Below are 22,964 nucleotides of genomic sequence, written 5' to 3' on the forward strand. Positions count from 1 at the left end.
CTCATTGATTACTCCTCAAAGCCAAGAAAAACATAGTCCTGCGCGTACAGAGCCCTTACGGCTTGCTCCACTAATGGCACTTTGGCGATGTTTGTTTGCTTGGATGTGAAATTGAGCTTCGGAAGAGGGTGGTCAGACTGAACTCCGAGGTCGCCCAAGAGGCGTTGAAAGCCCTCATCAAGCGTCTCGAATCGTAGTATTCTTAGGTCTCGCGCGATCCCGAAGCCGTCTCGGATGTATTCGTACTGTGGTATCAGGTGGCATTGGGAAAAGTGGCTTAGTTCAAATATCTTCCGACTCGCAAAAAGCGCGAATACCGCCTCTGAGTATGCTTCAAGGCTCAGATCTTCTATGTTTGAAAAAATGCGTTTATCCTTCTCTTTTTTCTGGCGATTGTATTCGGACAAGAATCGGTCATATGGGTTTCTGACTACGCAGAACTTCTGGAGTCTCGAGAGCCGATGATAAGGAGTGTATTGCTTGATCATCTCGAACGTTAAATGATCGAGCTCGATGAGTTTGCGTTCTTTCGAATCAAGACCGTATAGACTGTGATAATCAGGGTTCCTGTCTGGTTTCTTGTAAGGAAACGCCCCCATATTGTAAAAGAACCGGTTTATGGAGGTTCCTCCGGATCTCGGTATATGAACGAAAAGCAAATTGAAGTTTTGAAAGATTGGCACTTACTGCTTCCTGTTTAGATCCGGGCGCAACCCGTCGAACCAGCCCTTTTAAGGTTCCGCGGCGTGTTCGGAAAAATCGCCCTAATTTTCAGTAGCCTAGACTGTCAATGGGGCGCGATTGCCGTTCTCCTGGCTCGTGCAGACTCCGCAACTTGCTGATTTTGAATGTTGTATCTCTGCACCCTAAAAGGGCTGGAGCAAATTTCAGCGTTCACGGCAGAGTCTCGACTTCCCGAAATCGACCGAAAAGCAGTCAAAATATTGGACATTTTTACCGCAGCTCTAACAATGCAGCGGCACCCCGAAATAGTCTCTCAAAAACCGTTCAGCGTCCGCATAGCGATCACTTAGGGCCGCTATCGTACCTTCACCAAACGAGAAATCCACTCCCAAGGAATTAGTGACTTTCCTAGCGCCTTCTACAAAATCATGAGTCGAAATACGAATTTCAAGTGCTCTTGACAAGGCATCAGCAGTTGATCCTGGATCAGCTACCAGGTCATCATAACTCACCGCAATAAATCGTGAGAAGAATCTGGAAAACCGCTCGATAGCCGCTTCATAGTCGTTATAACCGTCTTGAGCTTTCAGCCACGAAGAATCTCGACTCAACATATCGCTAAGCCAGCGCCCTGCCGACGCGTCATCGAACTGAAGGTTATTGTATGAGCTCATAAGCTTCACAGCGGACAGAATTCGCTTCACGGGATTGCGGCAGATCATCACGATGGCAGCCGACTCCCCAACGATGTCCCGCATTCGCGCTATGGCATCCGAGTCAAGCAACATGTACTCTGGTGTCACTTCACCAAGCAGCTTATACTCCGCTAGATTCGGGCGGAACAGATCGAGGTAATCTACTTCGTTAACCTCGACACGACTCAGAATCTTGTTGGTGCGGAGATAGCAGCGATATCTCTTGTTCCTCGTAAACGACGTATCTGGCGCCGTCACGATATGATCGATTTCTCTTGCCAGCTGGCGCTCCGAGAACTGCTTCAACGCATCACTTGACCGATAACCATTCAAGGTGTCGAAATAGTGAAGCTCCTTCACAGGATGCATAAACACGTTTGACGCCTTGTCCAGCAGACTGTGGAGCAGCGTTGACCCTGCGCGCTGAGAGCCAATTCCAATAACGAAACGGTAGTTCCTATAGTCAAGACTCATCAGTGGCTCTCGCGATAAACATCAACTAGGCTGCACACGTAGGGATCTCGAGCATTTCCGCGCAATTCCGGGACCAAGAGACGGGGCGGCCGTCTGCCCGCCAAGGCTTGCGGTAGACGCAGGAGCACTCGCTGGAAGGACTGTGCATCACTTGGCTCAAACAGATTTCCGCTCACATCATCTTCAATGCAGTCTCCGATAGCCCCGCGATTGGAGGCAATCACCCACAACCCAGCCTTTAGCGCTTCTCGGGTGACGAGCCCGTAGCTTTCCGGCCAAATCGACGGCGCGATCAAGACGTCAATCTGTGCATAGAGTTCGGCGACACGAGACTGTTCCACCTTGGGGATGAAGCAGACTTCGGTGCGACCCCAATGTGTCGCATAGGATTCGCCCGGGTTGAGTGCATGATCAACGACGAGAAGACGAAACTGAGGGAAGTCGCCCTCAGTGATCGCATCCCGGAGCAGATGATACCCCTTGTGCCGACTAATACCGCCAACATAACCGAGAACGATTCGATCATCTGTGCGCGGCGCAGTCTCGACTGCCTTCAACGGCTCGGAGACATTTTCATGGACTCGGACGTTGCTCACCCCAGCCTCGCGATAGAGGGCCGCAAAGGTCTCCGACACGGCGAGGACGGCTGCCGCGCTCTTCAGCAGTCGCTGCAGCACGCCGGCACGGGTTAGCCGCTGGTGCGCGGAGTCGCCTTTCGGTCGCGATACGCCTCCGCTCATGGGGTCGGTATGGTCCACCAGTGCGCCGGATTCGTCGACGAGGAAGAGATACGGGGACAGCCACCAGGCGTCATGCAAGGTCACAACGTAGGGAATATTGCATGCCAGCGCCGCAACCGCGACCGATGCGGTAAGCATTTGGATACTGTGCAAGTGGATGAGGTCGAACTCATAGGAACGGAAGAACTCCTCGCAAAACGCCTGAATCTTGCCATCCTCATGTGTCGCCCAGTCTCGCGACGGCACCTCGAGACGCGTGACTAACACGCCCTCGTACCAGTATTGATCGACATGGTAGGGGCGAGCGGGATCATGGTCGGCCTGGGTCGTCAGGACGAAGACCTCGTATTCATCAGCGTAGTGCTCCATCAAGCCACGAACCTGGGTTTCCATGACCCGCGTGGCGCCACCAATCGACTGAGGGGCGAAGTAGACGTTGACCAAGAGAATGCGTTTTTTCGCGCGCGCCTTCTTGGCAGGCAGATAGGGCTTGAGGATCTTGCCGAGCTGACGTTCGCCGACGGCCGGGCTGAAGCGTGCGAAGGCGGCATCCCGTGCCGCCCGCCCGATGCGGGTGCGCAGATCCCTGTCTTGGATCAGCCGTTCGAGCTGTCGCTGCCAGTCCTCGACGGTCTCCGCGAAAAGGACTGTCTCGCCCTCGACCAGGGCTTGCCGGTAGGCCGCGGTCGGCGAGACCACCGAGGGTATGCCGAAGGCAGCTGCCTCCAACCACTTGATTTCACTCTTTGCATCGGTGACCCGCGAAGGCTCGAGCACGGCGACGTTGATGTCCGCCCCCTGAACGAGGTCGAGGTAGCTCAGATAGTCGGGGGTCGGATCTAGGAGCTGAATGCGTCCAGCCGCGACGAAAGCCGATGGGAGGTTGTCGAAATAGCCCACTAGATAGAGTTTCAGCGCGGGATAGGCCCTCAGCAACTCCAACGCGGCAGGCAGAAAGAGGTCGTAGAAGGCGAGCTTGTGTGCCTTGGTGGCACTCCCATAGAAGAGCCTGATCTCCTGCCCCGGCCGATTCGCGCGTTTCTTGCGGGCGGATTTCCGAGCGCGTTCAAAGACTTCCTCACTCAGGAGATTGGGGAGCACGGACACGTCCGCCTCGGGCCGCAGGTATCGCTTGACTTCGTCCGCAAGCGGCTGCGTCGACACGCTGCAGTGATCCGCAAAGCCGAAGGCCGTGCCAAAGAAGGGATTATCCAGACTCAGGTGCTGGTGCAAGGCACGGTCGATGGTCCCGGCGTAGGTTTCCAATGGTGGCGGAAACAGCTCGGGGTCGAAGATGAGGTCATCGATGTCGTAAATGATCGGAATTCCGAGGGACTTCGCGTAGGCGAAGACCTGCAATTCCGTCATCGTGACCGGCACGCGACACGCATAAAGCAGGCTCGCGCCCATCAAGCGCCGCCGCCAATCGACAAAGGGCAGCTCGGAGAGGTCCAGATAGTCGGTTTCCAACCCGAGTGCTCCGGCCTGGTCAATCTTCTCCCGCACACGGTAGTAATGGCACTGGTAAAGATCACGCGAGCCCCAGAGCAGGATCTTGCGATGGCCAAGCGCCACCCATGAGTCGCGGAGAGGATCCGACACGCCGGGATGAAACCCCTGCAATTCGCACGACAACTCCACGAGTTTGGAGAGCCCCTCCTGGCGCCGCCGAATCCCCTCCCTCAGATCACCCGAGTCGACGAGTCGACGGCTGACCGACACCAGGTTGTCGAAGCATTCGCGCAAAAGCCCCCAGCCTTCTCGGCGACTCAACGCCTGCTGCGGATTGAGCCGTTCCGCGCGTGTGAATGCGGCGATGGCCGCCCCCGCCTGAGACCTGGAGAGACCCGCATTGTCATGGATATGCAGTCGCAGCAGAACACCCAGCTCGTGCCACAGATACCAGGCGTCATCCTGCTCGGCGCGATGCTCGGCAAGCAGCGCCAACGCCTTGGCGTTACGCCCCGTCGACCGATAGAGCCGCACCGCGAACAATCGCTCGCGCGGTGACACCGTTCGCGCGCCAGGATCGAGCAACTCCAGGAAATCGAGCGCAAGGTAAGCGTTCTGAGTCAACCGATGGGTCCAATGGGCAAGCGGAAGCGCGAGCGAGGTCAGGATGCCCTTGGCGTGCGCATCGCCCAGATCGTCCGCGGCGAGGCAGGTCGCCAGATGACGGTACAGCTCGAGCAGAATCGACTCGACCGAGCCACCTCGTTGCGCAGGACGCCCGTCGAGCTGGGACGCGTGGAAATCCCACAGGAACGCCGCAATGACCTGCTCTGGATCGACGGCACTCCACTGGCGGGTCGCGATCAGAGCCGTGAGCCTCAGGAGTGTGACCTCGAGGTTGGGCGACGGGACATGCTCAAGGCACTCAGGACTGTCCAAGAGTGCAATCGCGCGCTCGTAGGCGCCGAGTTCGCACTGTTGACGCACCAGCATGACGAAGCGGTCGAATGCCGCCGTCAAGGCGGCAGCTGCCAGGGTGTCTGCGTCCGTTGCAGGCGCGCCCTTGACGACCAATGCATCGGTTGCCCCTTTGGGGGCCAATTGCGCGAGGACGTCGGCGGGTCGCAGCAGATCACCATCAGGGTCTGCGTAACTGGACGCTCCACCGGACAAAGCCCGCGCGGCGCTCGGCATGCCGAGGAACTTGGGCGACTTCAGCTCGACGTCGTTGGCCAGTATCCGAACCGCCTGCCCGGTCTCGATGGCGGCTTTGAGGGCACCGATGAGAAGCGGCGACGGCTCACAGCTGAACCCGCAATACAGAAAATCCTGGCCGTGCTCCGCAGCCACATCCGCGCGCTCGCTCCAAGTGGGCTTCAACTCGAAGCGCTCTTGCTTGATCTGCACTTCGAGTCGCACAGGGCGCCGGTTTTGATCGAAGGCCCAGCCAGCGATGACCCGCGGCTCGATCCGTTCCGCATACCCCTTCACCGGCCTGCGTCGACCGAGGCGGAGGGCACTGCCCAAACGTTGAGCGCTCGGATAAAGAGATCTGCTACCCACTTGCTCTCCAGGGAGTTGCGGAAGAGGTTACACGACAGGGGGCAGTGCGGAAGAATTGCGGTCAGATCGATTCAGTGTGATCGCCACATCGCTGCCCCATCATCGAAATTCATACCGGTTGCGGGCGAATCTGCGGTGAAGCTTGACGCCGGCTGGCTCTGCAAGCGTCTCGTCAGGGCTGGCTGCCGTCGTTGAGACGGCGCGAGGACATGGCCGCCGCCGCACCGGGCTCGTGGCCGATGCCAGAACCTCTCCCGTAAAAGCGGCTGTGGACGATACGTCACTTCCCTCCGGTGCGCAACGCCGAGGGTCGGGAACCTGAACTGACAACAACCCAAGCGCCGGCGTTGGTCGCGCCGAGGCGTCGCTCAGACCACCACCTGGCCTTGGAGAACGGCCCGATCCCCCCTCCCTCGCCAGACCAACGCCATCGCAAGACTGTGATGAGGTCACCGGTTTATCTCCGAGCATTCTTCTAAATTTCGGCATTGTTCTGTCGGCGCGCGCGCACTCAGGGGTGACGGCTGTCAGAGGGGCAGGATGCGGCTGCGTCAACGCAAATACCCACGACCTCCGTGAACCCGCCATCGTCAACCCTTTCAAGGATTCACAGCGGACTAAGGTATCGACCATGAGAACGAATCTGCCGGTCACCGATAACGAGCATGTCATGCGCGACGATCAGCTGATCGTCTCGAGGACCGACCTCAAGGGGCGCATCACGGACTTCAATCATGATTTCGTCGATATCAGCGGTTTCACCGAGCAAGAGCTGATGGGGGCGCCGCAGAACATCATCCGCCATCCGGACATGCCGGCGGCGGCCTTCAAGGACATGTGGGACACCATCCAGGCCGGCAAGCCCTGGACGGGCCTGGTCAAGAACCGCTGCAAGAACGGAGATTTCTACTGGGTCGAGGCCAACGTCTCGCCGCTGCGCGAGCAGGCACAGACGATCGGCTATATCTCGGTCCGCCGCAAGCCGAGCCGCGAGCAGATCGCCAAGGCCGAGGCGACTTACGTCAGACTGCGTGCGGGGCAGGCGGCGCAGCCACTCATGGCGCGCATCCGCTCGCGCATCGACGACATCCACATCACCCGAGCGCTGCCGGGCGGACTCTTGGTGATCACCCTCCTCTTTGCCGTGGCCCTCGCCATCTCCCTCATGGGCGTGGAGCGCACCGCGGGACATCTGCAGAAGATCACGGACGAGACCCAGGTCCTGGAGCAGGCCTACAACGACCTCTACGGCGATGGGCTGCAGATGGTTGCCGCCATGCGCTACATCCTGATCGAGCCGGCGGACAAACAGGCACGCGACAACCTCGCGAAGGCCAACGCCAAGTTCGCCAAGGAGCTCGCGACGGTGCGGCAGATGTCCGCCGGAGACGCCGAGGCGATCCGGCTCTTGGACGACATCGCCACCCAGCGCCAGCAGCACGCCGACATCCAGGCGCGTGTCCTGGACCGGATCGACACGGGCGACCTTGCCGGTGCCAAGCGCCTCTACAACGAAGAGGAGAACGTCGTTTGGCGCTCCTACAAGACGCTCATCATGGACGCGATGAAAGCGGTCAAGGCGACCTCGCAGGAAGAGCGGCAGGCATCCATCGCCGCGGCGAACCTCGCCAAGCAGCAAGCGATCGGGTTCTCGATCTTCGCGCTCCTCACGGCGGCCCTCCTCGGCGTCTGGCTGGTACGCAAGATCGCTCGCCCGCTACAGGTGATTCGCGGCCACCTCGAGGCCATCTCCAACAGCGACTACAGCCAGCGCATCGAGGTCACCAACAAGGACGAACTCGGCGAGATGACGCTGGCCGTCAAGTCCGTCCAGGCGCGCCTCGACTTCGAGATCCAGGACACCAACCGCATCGCCCGCGAGAACCTGCGCATCCGCACGGGTCTCGACAACGTGACCCTGCCGGTCACGCTTTCGGATGACCGCAACAAACTGGTCTACATCAACGCAGCGGCACGCCAGCTCTGGTCCGGGATGTCCGAGAGCATCAAGCGCAGGAAACCGGCCTTCGACGTCGACACGATGATTGGCTCCACACTGGCGGATTGTTTCGAGGATCAGGAGGTGGCCACGGTCTATCGCGCGGACTTGGTTGAGACCCGCAGCTTCGACATGCGGCTGGCCGATCGCAACCTGCGCCTGACCGCCAGTCCGGTGCGCGACGCGGACGGCAGCTACCGGGGGCGCGTCACCCAATGGCTGGACCGCACTAGCGAGGTCACGACCGAGCAGGAGATCGCCAACCTCATCCAGGCCGCGGCGAGCGGCGACTTCACGCAACGGATCCAGACCCAGGGCAAGGATGGCTTCTTCCTGCAGCTCGGAGATGGCCTGAACCGGCTGATGACCATCGTCGCGAACGGGCTGGCCGACGTGGCTGGCGTGCTGAACGCCATCGCCTCCGGAGACCTCAACCGGACCATCGAGGCCGATTACGAGGGCACCTTTGGCCAGGTGAAAGACGACACCAACACCACGGTCGCCCGGCTGCGCGAGGTGGTCGGCCAGATCATCGAAGTCTCGGACGCCATCAGCACCGCCGCGGGCGAGATCTCTTCCGGCAACTCGGACCTCTCCGGCCGGACCGAGGAGCAGGCGGCGAGCCTGGAGGAGACCGCCAGCTCCATGGAGCAGCTCAACGCCACGGTCAAGCAGAACGCCCAAAACGCCGACCAGGCCAACCAGCTCGCGCAGGATGTCAATGCCGTCGCCACCCGCGGTGGCGAGATGGTGCAGCGTGTCGTGGCGACCATGGGCTCCATCCAGGAGTCCAGCCGGCGGATCGCCGACATCATCAGCGTCATCGACGGCATCGCCTTCCAGACCAACATCCTCGCACTCAACGCCGCCGTCGAGGCCGCCCGGGCCGGCGAGCAGGGACGCGGCTTCGCGGTCGTCGCGGCCGAAGTGCGCAGCCTGGCGCAGCGCAGCGCTCAGGCCGCCAAGGAGATCAAGGAGCTGATCACGGACTCGGTCAGCAAGGTGGAGGATGGTGCCCAGATCGCCGGTCAGGCGGGGGACACCATGGAGGAGATCTTGAACAGCTTCCGCCAGGTGACCGGCCTGGTCGACGAGATCACCGGCGCCTCGCGCGAGCAGAGCACGGGCATCGAGCAGGTCACCCAGGCCGTCGCGCAAATGGACGAGGTCACGCAGCAGAATGCCGCACTGGTCGAGCAGGCGGCGGCGGCGGCGGAGAGCCTGGAGGATCAGACGCGGGTGCTGTCTCAAGCCATCTCGGTGTTCAGTCTCTCCAGCCAACGCCCGGCCATCGCACAGACCCCGGCCCAGTTCAACCCGAGGGCGCCCGTATCGGCGGCGCCCAAGAAGGGCAAGGTGGTCACCGCGCTTGCCGCCAAGACCGGCCGGTCGGCCGTGAAGCGGATGAGTGCGACCCCAGCCATGGCCGAAAACGCGGACGAGTGGGAGGAGTTCTAAACCGCCAACCCAAAAAGCACGCCCCGCGTCCGAGGGGCGCATCGCCTTCGGGTATGCTGCGTCGGCGAACGGAGGCGACGCGCCACCTCGCGGCGCGCCGCCGTGACACCCAGGGGCGCCTCTGCCGGCAAGACGAGCCCTCGACGCGGCATCGAGACAGCCAAGCGGAATCGGAGATCTGAACGATGGATGGAATGACGCGCACCCTGATGATGGTCGCACTCGCAGCCGCCGCGGGCAGCCTGTCTGCATTTGCGCAGGACGGCAGCCCTTCGCTGAACGACCCGATGCGCTTCGCCACCTTGGACCAGGATGGCAATGGCATCGTGTCGGAATACGAGTTCGATCGAGTACAGGCGAGAAGCGCCGGAGCCGGCACCCAAGCCAGCACCTACAGTTTCGGCGCCATGGACACCAATGGAGACGGTCAGCTGAGCGCGGATGAGGTTGCCAATGCGTCACCGGCGCGCCAGCGCCGCGGTCCGGGCATGGTGCCTGGCGGCAATCGCCCTCCCGGGCAGGACAGCCTCGGCTTTGCGGATTTCGACGAGAACGGGGACGAGCGCATCAGCGAAAACGAGCTCTATCGGGCGCGTGCCGCGCGCCTGGTCGAGCGCGCACAGCGCGGCGACCCGACGAGCAATCTCCCGAATGAGCCAACCTTCGGGCAGATGGATCTCAATGGAGACGCGCTGATCGACCGGCAGGAGTTTGCCGTGGCCGAGCGCCGCCAGCCCCAGCCGCAGGCCGCCAAATCGAGCGCGGATGCCCGCCCCGCCCCGCGCCCCGCTCCAACGCGCGAGGACTCGCAACCGCGTTTGTGAGGCGCATGTGCCGGCCCAAGCCTCCGGTCCGGCGCGACCCAGCTCGGGGTCTCGCGCTAACCGTCCCGATTGGACAGCAGGCCGGTGACGGCCGTGACGGCGGCGCTCAGGATGGCGCGGCGCACGGCCCAGGAAGCAGGCGCCCCTCGCGCGCACACCAAGGGACAGAGCCAGTCGGTGTTCGACTCGAAATCGCAGTGATCGGCGCCGGGGAAGCGCTCGACGGTCGCCTCGCGTCCCGCCGCGTAGACCGCCAACCCGTTGTTCCAGGCGTTACAGGCGGAGCCCCCCCCGACCAGCCCGATCAACGGGTGCTTGAGCCCCGCCGCCATCCGAACACCCAGGTCCTCGGCATCGACGAGATCCAAGGCGACGACACCCACGGCGCGCGGATCGTTGCGCCCCGCGACCAAGGCCGCCAACCCACCGGCCGAGAAGCCGACGTAAACCACCCGACGCGCGCCCCGCGCAGCCGCCAAGTGCATCATGTCCAGACCGTTGCGGATGTGACGCCCCGTCCAGAGCGGATCCGTGCAGAAATCGAGCGTCACCGTGCTCACGCCGGCCACGGCCAAGGCCCGCGCCAAACCCGCCATCCGCGCCTGGCTGCGCAGGAAACCATGGCCGAGCACGACGAGATCGCCTGGACGCGCGCTGGCGGTCGAGTAGAGGCGATAGTGCAGCGTGCACCCCGTCGGTGATGACGCGGTGCCATGCTGGACCCGAACCGCGACAGCCGCCGCCCCAGGCGCAGTGAGCGGCGATGCGGCCGAGATCGGACGCTGCAGCCGCTGCTCCGCCCCGCCGAAACAGCCCGAGACCAACAGACAAGCCGCCAAGACCGCTGTAAACTTCGTTTGACAAGCGACCGTCAAGCCAGACTGACATAGCTTTGGATTCATCCAGGTTGGCCGCCATTGTGATCGGGGAGCGTTTTGATCGGAGAGCATCTCGATGAGATGACATTGTCATTCGCAAAGCCCTCTGAGGCTCGCGTGGTCCGCGCGACCTCTTGAGCAATGCAATCTATTGAAGGCCAATGCGATCTGTTCATTTATCCTAGAAAGCGCGGCTGAACCGCAAAGTCCGCACAGACCAGCGATTGTTTCGCGTCAACTTCGGGCTCACCTCGCGGGTGAAGGTCGTTGCCGTCGAAACGGTTAGACATCCTTCGCCCGCTGTGCGCCTTCGCGGTTCCAACATCCGGACCCCGGTTTATTGATGGCTCGGCCTGGAACCCCCCGCCTTCAAGACATCTCTAACGGCGGCACCCAAGATCCAAAGGCTGCTTCAGGGTATGGACACCAACCAGCCAGACCTTCTCTCACATGAGGTATCTCGCAAATGGACTCCGCAATCACGCACTCCGCAAGCTCGCCGACCCATCCGCGCAGCTCACTCCCCAGCGCCATCGATGCGACACGCCATGACCTCGACACCGTGCAGGGTGGACGCATCCACTACTACGCCGACACCACGGCCACCGGGCGCCCCCTGGTCCTGATCCACAGCATCAACGCGGCCCCCAGCGCCCGTGAGATGAAGCCGCTGTTCGAGCACTTTCGGACGCAGCGCCCCGTGTTCGCCCTCGACCTCCCAGGCTTCGGACACTCCGACCGTAGCAAGCGGCGGTATAGCCCGGAGCTGTTCGCGGGCACCATCGCGGAATTCCTCGACGCCGTCGTCAAAGAGCCCGCTGATGTGGTTGCCTACTCGCTCGGCTGCGAGTTCTCGGCACGCGTCGCCGTCGAAAAACCAGAGCGGATCACCTCGCTGGCGCTGATTTCGCCGACGGGCTTCAACGTCAGGAAAATGCCGACGGGCGCCGCCGCCGAGCGCGCCTACAAGTTCCTCAGCGTTCCCTTCCTCAATGATGGACTCTTCGGTCTGCTGACGACCCGTCCGAGCATCAAGTTCTTCTACAACCAGGCGTTCGAGGGCCAGCCGCCGGTCGAACTCATCGACTATGCCTACGCCACCACGCACCAGCCTGGGGCCAAGAACGCACCACTGTACTTCCTGTCGGGCCAGCTGTTCACCGCGCATGCCGGCGACCGGCTCTACGACAAGGTGACGCAGCCGGTGCTCGTGCTCTACGACAAGGACCCGAATATCGACTTCCACGAGCTGCCCGACTTCCTGGGCCGCCACCCGAACTGGCGCGCCGAGCGCATCGCGCCAACCAGCGGCATGCCGCAGTGGGAGAAGCCCGCCGAAACGGCCAACGCCATCACCCGGTTCTGGGAGAGCCTCGGATAGAATCGCCGGATCGCCATCGAGACCGTCGCGGGTCGCATGCGCAGCCAATGGCTGCATCGCATGCGATCCGCCGCTCCTGAGCCCCGCCCGAGCCAGCCACTCATGCTTCAACCGCTCCAAGTCCTCGAGCAGGTCAAGGCCCGCCTGCGTGAAACCATCGGCACGCTGCCGCTGGGGTCTGAGACGGGATACGCCTCCTTGATCCTCGAGCTGCCACATGGTCTGTTCGCCGCGCCGGACATCCCTGGACCGCGCTTCCACTTCGCCAACAACCACCGCGGCGAGCTGCGTGCCGGCTATGGCGTCGCCGGGGAATGGCAAGCCGAAGGCGCGCAGCGCCTCGAGATCCTGCGGGGCGCGGCCCGCGCAGTCATCGCCGATTGGCAGCAATCCGACCCGGACGAGACCGGCTTCACCGGATTCGGCATGCTCGGCTTCGCCGCCTCTCCCCAGCCCGCCAAGACGGCGGACGGCGGAGATCTGCCGAACGCCATGTTCTGGCTCCCCGAGCTGGCACTCTGCTCCCAAGGCTCCCAGGGGGCGCTGATCCTGACGAGCCGCACGGCGGTCGAGCAGGATTGGCTGCTCAAGCACTGGGAGACATGGCTGGACCGCGTCGTGCCGCTCCTGGACCTCCCCGCGCTGGACCCGCTGACGCCCGCCCACATGGAGCCCGGCGACAGTGCCCCAGGGCTCGAGGCGTGGCGCGAACTCGTCCTCTCCGCCCTGGATGAGATCGACGAGGAGCGCTTCGAGAAGGTCGTCGTCTGTCGCCGGCTCAGACTGCGGGGGCACAGACGCTTTGATCTCACCCGGCTCAATGCCGCCCTGAGCTACCTCTTTCCGTCCTGCGAGGTGGTGAACATCCGCCGCCACGCCAACAGCTTCGTTGCCGCCACCCCCGAGCGGCTCTTCACCCAGAAGCGCGACCGCATCGAGGCGGACGCCATCGCCGGAACCGCCTGCCGGGCCGAGGATTCGGAGGTCGATGCCCAGATCACGGCGGACCTCCAGATCTGCGAGAAGAACCTGCGCGAGCACCGCGTCGTGGCCGAGGCGGTGAGCGAGGCCCTGAGCCATTGCTGCCGCCACCTGGAACCGCCGGACGGCCCCCGGATCATGCAGCTCAACAACGCGCAGCACCTCTGGAGTCTCGTGCGAGGCGAGCTGAAGCCCGGCGTGGATGTCTTCGAGCTGGCCGAGCGGCTTCACCCGACCCCGGCCACCAATGGTCAGCCACGGCGCGCGGCACAGACCTGGCTCGGCGAGCACGAGCCCTTCGAGCGCGGCTGGTACACGGGCGCGGCCGGCATCGTCGAGCCCGACCTCACCGGCGAACTCTGGGTGCTGCTGCGCTGCGCGCGCATCCAAGACCGGGTCGCCGAGCTCTATGCGGGCGCCGGCATCGTCGCCGGATCGGACCCCTTGAGCGAATGGCAGGAAACCGAGCACAAGCTCGCGGCCATGTCGACGGCCCTCCAGTTCGCTTGATACCCTGATGGCAGACCAACAAGACCAGGGCTGCATCAACCTGAGGTGGGCGCTCGCGCTCATGGAGGGCCTGATCGGCGGCGGCATGCGCCAGCTCGTGATCTCGCCCGGCTCGCGCTCGACGCCGCTGGTGCTCGCCGCGCAGCGGCTGCCCGCGCTGGAGCTGACCATCGTCCTGGACGAGCGCAGCGCGGCCTTCTTCGCGCTCGGAGCCGCGCTGGCCTCCGATCGCCCCGTGGGGCTCGTCTGCACCTCCGGCAGCGCGCCCGCGCATTGGCTTCCCGCCGTCATCGAGGCATCAGAGTCCGAGATCCCGCTGATCCTGCTCTCGGCGGATCGCCCGCCCGAGCTGCGCGGCTGGGGCGCGAACCAGACCATCGACCAGACAGGGCTCTTCGCTGGCTACGTCCGCGAGTTCCGGGATCCCGGCCCGGCGGAAGACACCCCGGCAGGGCTGAAGATGATCCGCACGCTCGGCCTGCGCGCCGCCGCGAACAGCCTGGGTCAGCCGCCAGGCCCGGTGCATCTCAATCTGCCCTTCCGCGAGCCCTTGGTGCCAGGTCCAGACTGTGCTGTCTTCGCCCGCGGCGAACCCAGCTCCGCGACGACCCCGGAAACCCAGCGATCAGACGGCACAGCAAGCCGGCCGCGCAGGCCGGAGTGGTCATGGTCGACTGGCGCCGTTCCAGCGGACACACCGCCCCTCGCGTCCGGCCGAGGCATCATCTGCTGCGGGCCTGGCGCCTGGACCGCGCATGCCGCCGCAGACCTGTGGGCATGCGCCGCGCGGCGCGACCTTCCGGTCCTGTGCGATCCCCTGAGCGGTCTGCGCTCCGGGCCGGCTGGCCCGCATCGCATCACCCGCTACGACAGCTTCCTGCGCAACCCTGGGGCCGCGGCGGCAGTGCGGCCGGACTGGGTCCTGCGCTTCGGACGGGCGCCGGTCTCAAAGACCCTGATGAGCTGGCTTGCAGGCATCCCGACCGTGCTGATCGACGCGGGCGAACGCTGGAGCGATCCGAATCACGACGTCAGCTGGCGAATCCCGGCCGAGCCAGCCACCGTCTGCCGCTGGCTGGCGTGGGCGGATCGGGCGGCACCTCAGAGCGGATCCGCCGCAGCCGACTGGATGCGCCGATGGACGAGAGTCGAGGCGCACGTCGACCAGTTCGCGACTCGCTACATGGAGCAGGCCCCATGGTGCGAGGCCCATGTGATCACGGACCTATTGGCGTTGCTGCCCGGGGGCGAGGGCCTGCTCTGCGCCAACTCGATGCCGATCCGGCAGCTGGACACCTGGTCGGGAAGCCGGGAATCGCGCCTCGCGGTCTTCGGCAATCGCGGCGCAAGCGGCATCGACGGGCAGACCTCGACACTCGCCGGACTGAACGCGGGCGGCGTGCCCACCACGGGGCTGCTCGGCGATCTCTCCTTCCTGCACGACCTGAGCGGACTGCAGCTCATGCGGCACCTGCCCAGACCCTGCATCGTCATCAACAACGGCGGGGGGCGCATCTTTGACTACCTGCCGCAGCATGGGCTACCCGGTTTCGAGGCACTCTGGCGCACCCCGGTCGATGTCGACCTGCGCCGACTGATCGAGCCGTTCGGGTTGGCGCATCGCTCGGTCTCCAATGGCGCGGACTTCCGAGAGGCCATGCGCGCCGCCTTGGAGGCGCGTCGAACGCACCCAAGGGGACAGGTCATTGAGGTGCATGTCGACGCCGACCTCAGCCGCCAGTTGCACCAAGGGTTCTGGGCCGCGCTGAGAGACGCCGAGTTTGGCGTCGCTTGAGCCGCAAGACCGCGGCACGACTCGCCGCGCCCGGACGACCTCGGGACCCTTGCGCGACTAGTCCAACTGACTAAAATGGGCCAATCACCGAGCCGGGGGTGTCTCGCCGCGATCGCCACCTGAACGCTTGCTGTCTGGCTCTCGATCACACGCGCACCTCGTTGAAGTCGCCTACCTCCTCACCGCCTGCCCCGAGCCCAACGACACCATCGAGCCCAACGACACCATGTTTCTGGCACGCGCCGACACGACCCAAGCCGAGCTGATCGGCTCAAGCGCACCGCACTCGACGCACAGGCATCCTAGCCCCATGATGCCGCCCGCCGCTTTCCTGGCGAGGATCCGCTGACGTCGAGCGGAGATTCTTCGCCACAGTCGCCCAGCGGACGACCGAGGGCACCGGAGCCTCAGGGCACCTTTTCAGAACGAGGTTCACACGTGCAAGCAGACCCCAAGCCGCGCCTCTCCGAGACCGGAGCCGACCCCATCCACTGGGAAACGCCGGCGGATTGCGCCTATACGGACATCCTCTACCAGCACGCCGAGCACATCGCGAAGATCACCATCAACCGGCCCGAGGTGCGCAACGCCTTTCGCCCGCAGACGGTGCGCGAGCTGATCGATGCCTTCCATCGGGCGCACATGGACTCCGAGATCGGGGTCATCATCCTCACCGGCGCGGGCGACCTAGCCTTTTGCTCGGGTGGAGACCAGCGGATCCGAGGCCATGAGGGCTACAAGGACGAGTCCGGCATCGAGCACCTGAACGTGCTGGAGCTGCAGCGCCAGATCCGCACCCTGCCCAAGCCCGTGGTCGCCATGGTCGCCGGCTACGCCATCGGCGGGGGCCATGTGCTGCATCTCATCTGCGACCTGACCATCGCCGCCGACAATGCCCGCTTCGGACAGACCGGCCCCAAGGTCGGGAGCTTCGACGGCGGCTTTGGCGCCGGCCTCATGGCACGTACCGTCGGCCTCAAGAAGGCCAAGGAGATCTGGTTCCTCTGCCGCCAGTACGACGCGCAGGAGGCACTGGACATGGGCCTGGTGAACACCGTCGTTCCGCTCTCCGAGCTGGAGACGGTCACCGTCGACTGGTGCCGCCAGATGAACCGCCTCTCGCCAACGGCGTTGCGCGTGCTCAAATCCGCCTTCAACGCGGATACGGACGGACTCGCGGGCATCCAAGAGCTGGCCGGCAACGCCACGGCCCTCTTCTACACCACGACAGAGGGGCAGGAGGGCCGAAACGCCTTCCTCGAAAAGCGCGAGCCGGACTTCCACCAATTCCCCCGGCGGCCTTGAGTTCAGTTGGCAGTTGGCAGTTGGCAGTTGGCAGTTGGCAGTTGGCAGTTGGCAGTTGGCAGTTGGAGTCTAGTGGCTCCGGCGACCTACACAAGCGAAACAGCGCCCATCCGCTGGCGGCGGTGCTGGATTGCCATTGCGGCCGCGCCAGCACGAGCAGACTGAATTCGGTGATTTCCGGGAAACGACAGACCAACGGCACCGATCGCGTAGGATGGGCAAAGCCCGCGCGATGCGCTTCGCCCGGAGCCCCGAGGATCGACGGGCGTGCCCATCATCCCAGCGCAATACCTTGCAGGATGGGCACGTCCGTCCAGCGCCGAGGTCAAGCTCAAGCCCCGAGCGCGGACTTTGCCCATCCTACCGCCCTGACAACTGAAACCCGAATCCCGGAATGACCGAAGCACAACAGATCACGATGCCCGACCCCACCCCAGAGACCCCGCCGCTGCTCGCGCGCTGGGTCGCGGCGGCACGCCCCAAGACCCTGCCCTTGACGCTGGCCCCAGTGATCGCCGGCATCGGGCTCGCGATCGCGGAGACCGGATCCCTGGCACCTTGGGTCGCGCTCTGCACCCTGGTCGCCGCGGTCGCCATCCAGATCGGGACCAATCTCCACAACGATGCCGCGGACTTCGAGCGCGGCACGGACACGGAGGATCGGGTAGGACCCCCGCGCGCAACGGCGCAGGGCTGGCTCTCGGCGGGTCAGGTCAAGCTCGCCGCGCACCTCATGTTCGCCCTCGCCTTCCTGATCGGCCTGGCACTCTTGGCGCGTGGCGGCCTGCCCATTCTGTCGATCGGCCTGGCCTCGCTCGCGGCGGGCTACGCCTACACCAGCGGTCCACGACCCATCGCCTACGGACCCTTCGGCGAGCTCTATGTCCTGCTCTTCTTCGGCATGGCGGCCGTCGGCGGAACCTACTATCTGCAAACGCTCAGCTTTGGTTGGACGCCGCTGCTGACCGGCATCGCGCTGGGCTTGCCGGCGGCCGCCGTGCTCCTGATCAACAATTATCGGGATCTGGAGACGGACACCGCCGCCGGGCGCAGAACGCTCTGTTACTACCTCGGCCGGCCGCGCGCCAGATACCTCTATGTGCTGCTGCTGATCGCCCCCGTCGCCATGCTCATGTTCAGCGGCCTGCCTGGCGTGACCTGGACGCTGCTGGCCGCCTTGCCAGTCGCCGCCGTCCTGAGCCTGCGGCTGTTGCGCGGCGCGCGCGCCGCGGAGCTCAACACGCAGCTGGCGAGAACGGCTCAATATCAGGCCCTGCTGGTCGCCCTCATGCTGCTTGGATTCGTCATCCGCTGACGCTGGTGATCGATCGACTCCTCATCCATCCCTATGATCTGCCGCTGCGGCGTCCCTGGGAAAGCGCCCGAGGCGGATTCGAGCGACGCCGCGGACTGGTGCTGCAAGTCTGGGCGGATGGTCTGCGCGGATTCGGCGACTGCGCCCCCCTCCCGGCGGCCGGCACGGAGGACCTGGAGCAGGCAACACAAGCACTGGCCGACATCCAGGCGTCGTCATTGAGGGGCGCGAAGCCCGAAACGCTGCTGGAACAGGTCGGCGCCGCGCTGAGTTCGGCACCAGCCGCGCGCTTCGCCTTGGAGTGCGCCCTGCTGGACCTGATCAGCCAAGGCGCCCGCACCTCGCTCAGACATCTTCTCCGCGCCGACGCCAAGGATCGCGTGCCCGTCAACGTCATGGCGGGCACGCTCTCCTCGCTCACCCCGGCCGCAATCGCGCTGCACTACGAGCGGGGCTTCCGCGTGCTGAAGATCAAGGTCGGACAGGAGGCGCCGCGGACCGAGCTGACACGGCTGGAGGGCCTCACGCCCCATGTCCCGCCCGACATGGGCTTGCGGCTGGATGCCAACGGCGCCTGGGATCTCAAGGACGCCGAGCGTATGCTCGGCGCGCTCGCCAGGCTCCCGATCGAGTCGCTGGAAGAGCCGCTGCGCGACCCGACGTCGGTCCGACTCGCCAGGCTTCAGTCCGGCGTCCCCTTCCCCCTGGCGCGGGACGAATCCTTGCGCGCCTTGCCGCCCGACACGGATCCCGCAAGCCTTGGCGTGCGCCGTCTGGTGCTCAAGCCCGCCGCCATCGGCGGGCTCGGGCGAACCCTGGACCTGGCGCGCACCGCCATGGCCGCGGGTCTCGAGGTGGTGGTGACCAGCCTGGTCGAAACGGCCGCCGGACTCTGGCCGACGGCACAGCTCGCCGCCGCGACGGGCAGCTCTGTCCCGCACGGACTCGCCACCTCCGATTGGCTGGCGCAGGACCTCGGCATGGCGCCGACGCCGCGAGACGGCTTCATTCACCTTCCATTGACGGCCGGATCGGGCTTTATCCCCAACGCATGACGCTTCCGCTCGACCCCAGTCTCTGGTCCGCCGTGCGACTGGTCCTCCATGTCGCCTTCTTCCTGGCGATCTTCTTCCTTCTCAAGGAGCTGGTGGCGCTGCGGGAATTCGCGCAGCTGCGGCATCTACCAAAACCCAAAGGGGCCTTCCGAATCCCCTTCATCCTGCTCTGCCTGCTCTTCGGCGGGCTCTTGATCTATCAGGCGACCTGGCAGCTCACCGGTGTCTACCGCCCGGAGTTCATCAGCTTTATGCAGCTGCACGACCGACGCACCTTCAATCCGGCGCACTGGATCCAGCGCGGTCGGATCCTGGACCGCAAGGGCGTGGTGCTGGCCTATACGCGAGAGGAGCAGGGCCGAGCCGAGCGGGTCTATCCGGATGGCCCCCTCTTCGCGCCCGTGGTCGGCTACAGCCAGCCGAGATTCGGCGCCACCGGCATGGAGGCGGTGGCCAGCGCGCACCTGAACGGCGGCGAGCCGACCAGCCTCAACGACTGGCGCGAGCTGGGGCGCCAGATCGTGGCGCGGGACAAGCGCCCCAAGGGGAAGGATCTGGTGCTGACGCTGGATGCGGATCTGCAGCGCCTGGCCGCCGAGCGCCTTGGCGGGCACCGTGGCGCCGTGGTGCTCCTGAGCCCCCGGGACGGCGCGGTCCGGGTCCTGGCGAGCCTCCCCTCCTACGACCCCAACACCGTCGACTCCGGACTCTTCCTGAATCCGAACGCGAGCGCCCCATTGCTCAACCGAGCAACCCAGGGGCTCTACCCGCCAGGCTCGACCTTCAAGATCGCCGTCGCCAGCCTGGCGATCGAGCGCGGCTTCGAGGGAACGCTGGACTGCCCGGCAAACGGCTTCACCACACGCGCCGGCTATCGCAGGATCCGTGACCACGAGTATTACACTGCCCGCGAACACGGCGAGGTCTGGCGCGGCTATGGCCGCATCGACCTCAGCAAGGCGTTCGCCAAATCGTCCAATGTCTTCTTCGCCCAGCTCGGCGTCCTGGAGGGCCACGACGCCTTCTACGCCATGGCGGACAAGATGCTGCTAAACCGCTCCATCGTCCTGCATGAGAGTCCCTATGGGAACTTCAGCCTGCGCACGGGCGAGCTGCCCCCCCTCCCCGATTCGGACAATTACGGCCTGGCGCAGCTCTCCATCGGCCAGGGGCGACTCTTGGTCACGCCCGCCTATATGGCCATGCTCGCGGCCTCGGTCGCGAATCGCGGCGTCGCCATGCGGCCGAGGCTCACGGAAGCATCCCCCAGCGAGCCGCTCGGGCGATTCATGTCCACCGCGACCGCCGATCAGCTGGCGGCCATGATGCGCCGCGTGGTGACGGAGGGCACGGCACGCAGCATCAATGACCCCAGGCTGACCATCGCCGGCAAGACCGGCACGGCGCAAAACGCGCATGGCGATCCGCATAGCTGGTTCGTCGGCTTCGCCCCGGCGGATCGGCCGATGCTCGCCGTGGCGGTGCTGGTCGAGCAAGGGGGCTACGGCTCCGCCGTCGCCGCACCCATCGCGCACGACCTGCTGATCCGCGCCCAAGAGATCGGGCTCATCCACTGACCGAACGTCGACGCCCCGCCCGCCATGAACGCGACACCTAAACCACCGAGCCGTCCATCGACCCTGGGCGACACCTGGGCGCTGCGCTGGCCGGAACGGCATCTCCTGCTACTCTGCGCCCTCACCATTGGCCTGGGATTCATGATGGTGCTCGGCTCGGGCTATGCCGGCGGACGCCCCGTCAGTCCGCTGGACCTTCTGCCCTTCGGCATCTACGGCGGCTGCCTCGCGGTCATGCACCTGACGCTGGTCGCCGCCCGCTTCCATGGCGACCAGATCCTGCTGAGCAGCCTGGCATTCCTGGCCGGCTTCGGGCTGCTCGCCCAATACCGCATGGGAACCCTGGACTTCTCCGACCCGACCAACCCCGGACTCTACCTCTTCCCCGGCGGCATCGCGGTGATGCTCGCAGTCTGTATCGCCCTGGTGCGCGGGCGCTACGAGCGCCTCACCGCCGGACTCTGGGTCTGGGCGGCGCTCTCGCTGCTCCTGGTGGCGGCCCTGCTCGCGCTCGGGCAGCGCTACCGTGGCGGGGTCTATGGGGTCGGACTCATCACCCCGACCGAGCTGCTCAAGGTCACGGTCGTGCTCTTCCTGGCGAGCTTCATCGACCGCCACGCCAAGCCGCTCGCCAACTGGGGCAAGGGCTTTCCGCGTCCGCCAGTGCTCACACTGCTGCCGCTCCTGGCCTTCTGGGGCCTGCTCGCCGGGATGCTCCTGCTGCAGCGCGATCTGGGGATGTTCGTCATCCTCAGCGTCACGCTGCTGGTCATGCTCTTCGTCGGGACGGGGCGGCTCGGCTACCTGGTGCTTGGCGGCCTGGCCGCGACAGTGGCGGGGTATCTGGTGCTCGGCATCTTCTCGCACGGACAGCGCCGCATCCAGGCCTGGCTCGCGCCCTTCGATGATCCGACCGGCAACAGCTGGCAGATCCTCCAGGGACTCTCCGGCATGTACTCGGGCGGACTCTGGGGCGAGGGTTTCGGCGCGGGCAATCCGGAGTACACGCCGATTGCGCAGTCCGACTTCATCTACTCCGTGATCGGCGAGGAGCTCGGCTTCGTCGGCTGCACCCTGCTGGTGCTCTTCTTCTTGATCTTCTTCAGTCGCGGGCTGGGTATCGCCGATCAGACGCGCTCGGGCTTCGGCCGGCTCCTTTGTATCGGGCTGATCTCAGTGCTCGCGACCCAGACCTTCCTGAACCTGGGCGGTGTCACCAAGCTCATCCCCCTGACCGGCATCACGCTGCCCTTCATCAGCCATGGCGGCAGCAGCCTCATCACCGGCTTCATCAGCCTGGGTCTGATCCTGGCGATCTCCGAGGGTCCAGCCAGGACGCAGCGCAGAGGCTCGCGGGCGAGCAAGTCGACAGGCTCGAAGCGCGCGCCCGTGAAGCAACCGCGCGCGGCCGGCAAGAAGAGCCGCGCGCGGAAGACGGACGACCACTGAGGGGTCTCGCAGGCAGGTCACAGTGCTCAAGCGGCCCTAGCGATCTTGCGGGGCGCGGGCGTGGGACTCTCCAGATGAGATTCTCGCTACGCGCCCGCGAATCGGCTGCCTCTGCTGCGGAAGATTGACAATGGCCATCCATGTTGTCATTTTTGCCAACATGAAGGCGAGGCTTATTACAGGGGTCAGAGACGTCACGCCCGAGGGAGGGTTGATCGAATTTGTGATCTGGCGTGTTCCTGAGCCGATTCCGCCAAGCACCCATCTCTACAAGTACCGGATGGTGTTCGTCGTGGCGGGTAAGCGGATCATCGGCTTCGACAACGCACGTGGTAAAGGCGATCACTGCCACATCGACATGTCTGAACGACCCTACGTCTTCACCGAGGTTGATCAACTGATCGAGGACTTCATTCGGGAGGTGGAACGATGGCGGAACGCACACTGACCATCACTATGGACCCAGATTGGCGTCGCGCCCTCAGAGCAGCGGCCAGCAGCGCTGGGGCTGAGCGATATCAAGGGGAACGGTTGAATTTTGAGACACCTGGAGCCTTCTTTGGACACTTGACCGCACGGCGCTGGGCACTGGTTGAAATGCTCATGGGGGCTGGCGAGCTAGGAGTGCGCGAATTGGCAAGGAGGGCAGAGCGCGATGTCAAACGCGTCCATGAGGATGTTGAGCGACTGACTGAGCTGGGACTCGTGGAGCGTACGGACCGAGGAGGTGTCATTTGCCCCTATGGCAATATTCATGTCGACATGCATTTTCACCGCGCGGCGAGCGCCGCATGAGGCTCATCCCCCGCTCGGGCAATCGGGTGCCGCC

The 22,964-nt window shown here is 64.4% G+C and carries 16 protein-coding genes; 12 read left to right on the forward strand and 4 right to left on the reverse strand.

All coding sequences use genetic code 11. The annotated features are described in order from the left end of the window. Positions 1 to 8: 8 nt before the first annotated feature. The 3 genes from CKO23_RS04330 to CKO23_RS04340 form a co-directional block, all read right to left on the reverse strand. Positions 9 to 683 (reverse strand): sulfotransferase family 2 domain-containing protein, encoded by a 675-nt coding sequence (locus CKO23_RS04330; RefSeq protein WP_200328529.1) that lies wholly within the window; start codon positions 681 to 683, stop codon positions 9 to 11. 282 nt (positions 684 to 965) lie between these two features. Continuing rightward, complete coding sequence (locus CKO23_RS04335) at positions 966 to 1,853, reverse strand: sulfotransferase (RefSeq protein ID WP_200328530.1); 888 nt, start codon at positions 1,851 to 1,853, stop codon at positions 966 to 968. Further along, positions 1,853 to 5,425, reverse strand: a complete 3,573-nt coding sequence (locus CKO23_RS04340; RefSeq protein ID WP_207168422.1) for a glycosyltransferase — start codon at positions 5,423 to 5,425, stop codon at positions 1,853 to 1,855. Before CKO23_RS04340 ends, CKO23_RS04335 begins: the two co-directional genes overlap by 1 nt. 814 nt (positions 5,426 to 6,239) lie before the next feature. On the opposite strand from CKO23_RS04340, the gene CKO23_RS26310 reads away from it, so the two are divergent. After that, positions 6,240 to 9,065, forward strand: a complete 2,826-nt coding sequence (locus tag CKO23_RS26310; protein ID WP_200328532.1) for a methyl-accepting chemotaxis protein — start codon at positions 6,240 to 6,242, stop codon at positions 9,063 to 9,065. Between the two features lie 185 nt (positions 9,066 to 9,250). Further along, positions 9,251 to 9,889, forward strand: coding sequence for an EF-hand domain-containing protein (locus CKO23_RS04350; protein WP_200328533.1), 639 nt, complete (start codon positions 9,251 to 9,253; stop codon positions 9,887 to 9,889). 56 nt (positions 9,890 to 9,945) lie between these two features. On the opposite strand, the gene CKO23_RS04355 is transcribed toward CKO23_RS04350, so the two are convergent. Next, positions 9,946 to 10,728, reverse strand: coding sequence for a dienelactone hydrolase family protein (locus CKO23_RS04355; protein ID WP_242482202.1), 783 nt, complete (start codon positions 10,726 to 10,728; stop codon positions 9,946 to 9,948). Positions 10,729 to 11,233: 505 nt separating this feature from the next. Here CKO23_RS04355 and CKO23_RS04360 point away from each other — a divergent pair. The 10 genes from CKO23_RS04360 (at position 11,234) to CKO23_RS25275 (ending at position 22,930) form a co-directional block, all read left to right on the forward strand. Then, positions 11,234 to 12,148 (forward strand): alpha/beta fold hydrolase, encoded by a 915-nt coding sequence (locus tag CKO23_RS04360; RefSeq protein WP_200328535.1) that lies wholly within the window; start codon positions 11,234 to 11,236, stop codon positions 12,146 to 12,148. A gap of 102 nt (positions 12,149 to 12,250) precedes the next feature. After that, the gene (locus tag CKO23_RS04365) at positions 12,251 to 13,639 is read left to right on the forward strand and encodes an isochorismate synthase (RefSeq protein ID WP_200328536.1); all 1,389 of its coding nucleotides are present in this window, start codon (positions 12,251 to 12,253) and stop codon (positions 13,637 to 13,639) included. Positions 13,640 to 13,646: 7 nt separating this feature from the next. Beyond that, positions 13,647 to 15,434: a 2-succinyl-5-enolpyruvyl-6-hydroxy-3-cyclohexene-1-carboxylic-acid synthase gene (menD, locus tag CKO23_RS04370; RefSeq protein ID WP_200328537.1), complete on the forward strand. Its 1,788-nt coding sequence runs from the start codon at positions 13,647 to 13,649 to the stop codon at positions 15,432 to 15,434. Positions 15,435 to 15,872: 438 nt separating this feature from the next. Continuing rightward, positions 15,873 to 16,739, forward strand: coding sequence for a 1,4-dihydroxy-2-naphthoyl-CoA synthase (gene menB / locus CKO23_RS04375; RefSeq protein ID WP_200328538.1), 867 nt, complete (start codon positions 15,873 to 15,875; stop codon positions 16,737 to 16,739). Positions 16,740 to 17,133: 394 nt separating this feature from the next. Continuing rightward, complete coding sequence (gene menA / locus CKO23_RS04380) at positions 17,134 to 18,054, forward strand: 1,4-dihydroxy-2-naphthoate octaprenyltransferase (protein ID WP_200328539.1); 921 nt, start codon at positions 17,134 to 17,136, stop codon at positions 18,052 to 18,054. A gap of 5 nt (positions 18,055 to 18,059) precedes the next feature. Continuing rightward, positions 18,060 to 19,109, forward strand: a complete 1,050-nt coding sequence (menC, locus tag CKO23_RS04385) for an o-succinylbenzoate synthase (protein WP_200328540.1) — start codon at positions 18,060 to 18,062, stop codon at positions 19,107 to 19,109. Continuing rightward, positions 19,106 to 20,686 (forward strand): peptidoglycan D,D-transpeptidase FtsI family protein, encoded by a 1,581-nt coding sequence (locus CKO23_RS04390; RefSeq protein ID WP_200328541.1) that lies wholly within the window; start codon positions 19,106 to 19,108, stop codon positions 20,684 to 20,686. Before menC ends, CKO23_RS04390 begins: the two co-directional genes overlap by 4 nt. A gap of 24 nt (positions 20,687 to 20,710) precedes the next feature. Next, positions 20,711 to 22,135: an FtsW/RodA/SpoVE family cell cycle protein gene (locus CKO23_RS04395; protein WP_200328542.1), complete on the forward strand. Its 1,425-nt coding sequence runs from the start codon at positions 20,711 to 20,713 to the stop codon at positions 22,133 to 22,135. Positions 22,136 to 22,265: 130 nt separating this feature from the next. Then, complete coding sequence (locus CKO23_RS04400; protein WP_242482203.1) at positions 22,266 to 22,583, forward strand: toxin-antitoxin system TumE family protein; 318 nt, start codon at positions 22,266 to 22,268, stop codon at positions 22,581 to 22,583. Further along, positions 22,565 to 22,930: an HVO_A0114 family putative DNA-binding protein gene (locus tag CKO23_RS25275; protein WP_207168423.1), complete on the forward strand. Its 366-nt coding sequence runs from the start codon at positions 22,565 to 22,567 to the stop codon at positions 22,928 to 22,930. The genes CKO23_RS04400 and CKO23_RS25275 overlap by 19 nt, the downstream gene beginning before the upstream one ends. Positions 22,931 to 22,964 lie beyond the last annotated feature (34 nt).

This window comes from Thiocystis violacea (assembly GCF_016583565.1).
Taxonomy (GTDB): Bacteria; Pseudomonadota; Gammaproteobacteria; order Chromatiales; family Chromatiaceae; genus Thiorhodococcus; species Thiorhodococcus violaceus_A.

What these genes read in the sequence shown, in the direction of transcription:
- CKO23_RS04335 (WP_200328530.1), bottom strand. Translation starts at nt 1,853, where the DNA reads ATGAGTCTTGACTATAGGAACTACCGTTTCGTTATTGGAATTGGCTCT.
- CKO23_RS26310 (WP_200328532.1), top strand. Translation starts at nt 6,240, where the DNA reads ATGAGAACGAATCTGCCGGTCACCGATAACGAGCATGTCATGCGCGAC.
- CKO23_RS04350 (WP_200328533.1), top strand. Translation starts at nt 9,251, where the DNA reads ATGGATGGAATGACGCGCACCCTGATGATGGTCGCACTCGCAGCCGCC.
- CKO23_RS04360 (WP_200328535.1), top strand. Translation starts at nt 11,234, where the DNA reads ATGGACTCCGCAATCACGCACTCCGCAAGCTCGCCGACCCATCCGCGC.
- CKO23_RS04365 (WP_200328536.1), top strand. Translation starts at nt 12,251, where the DNA reads ATGCTTCAACCGCTCCAAGTCCTCGAGCAGGTCAAGGCCCGCCTGCGT.
- menD (WP_200328537.1), top strand. Translation starts at nt 13,647, where the DNA reads ATGGCAGACCAACAAGACCAGGGCTGCATCAACCTGAGGTGGGCGCTC.
- menA (WP_200328539.1), top strand. Translation starts at nt 17,134, where the DNA reads ATGACCGAAGCACAACAGATCACGATGCCCGACCCCACCCCAGAGACC.
- CKO23_RS04390 (WP_200328541.1), top strand. Translation starts at nt 19,106, where the DNA reads ATGACGCTTCCGCTCGACCCCAGTCTCTGGTCCGCCGTGCGACTGGTC.
- CKO23_RS04395 (WP_200328542.1), top strand. Translation starts at nt 20,711, where the DNA reads ATGAACGCGACACCTAAACCACCGAGCCGTCCATCGACCCTGGGCGAC.
- CKO23_RS04400 (WP_242482203.1), top strand. Translation starts at nt 22,266, where the DNA reads ATGGCCATCCATGTTGTCATTTTTGCCAACATGAAGGCGAGGCTTATT.
- CKO23_RS25275 (WP_207168423.1), top strand. Translation starts at nt 22,565, where the DNA reads ATGGCGGAACGCACACTGACCATCACTATGGACCCAGATTGGCGTCGC.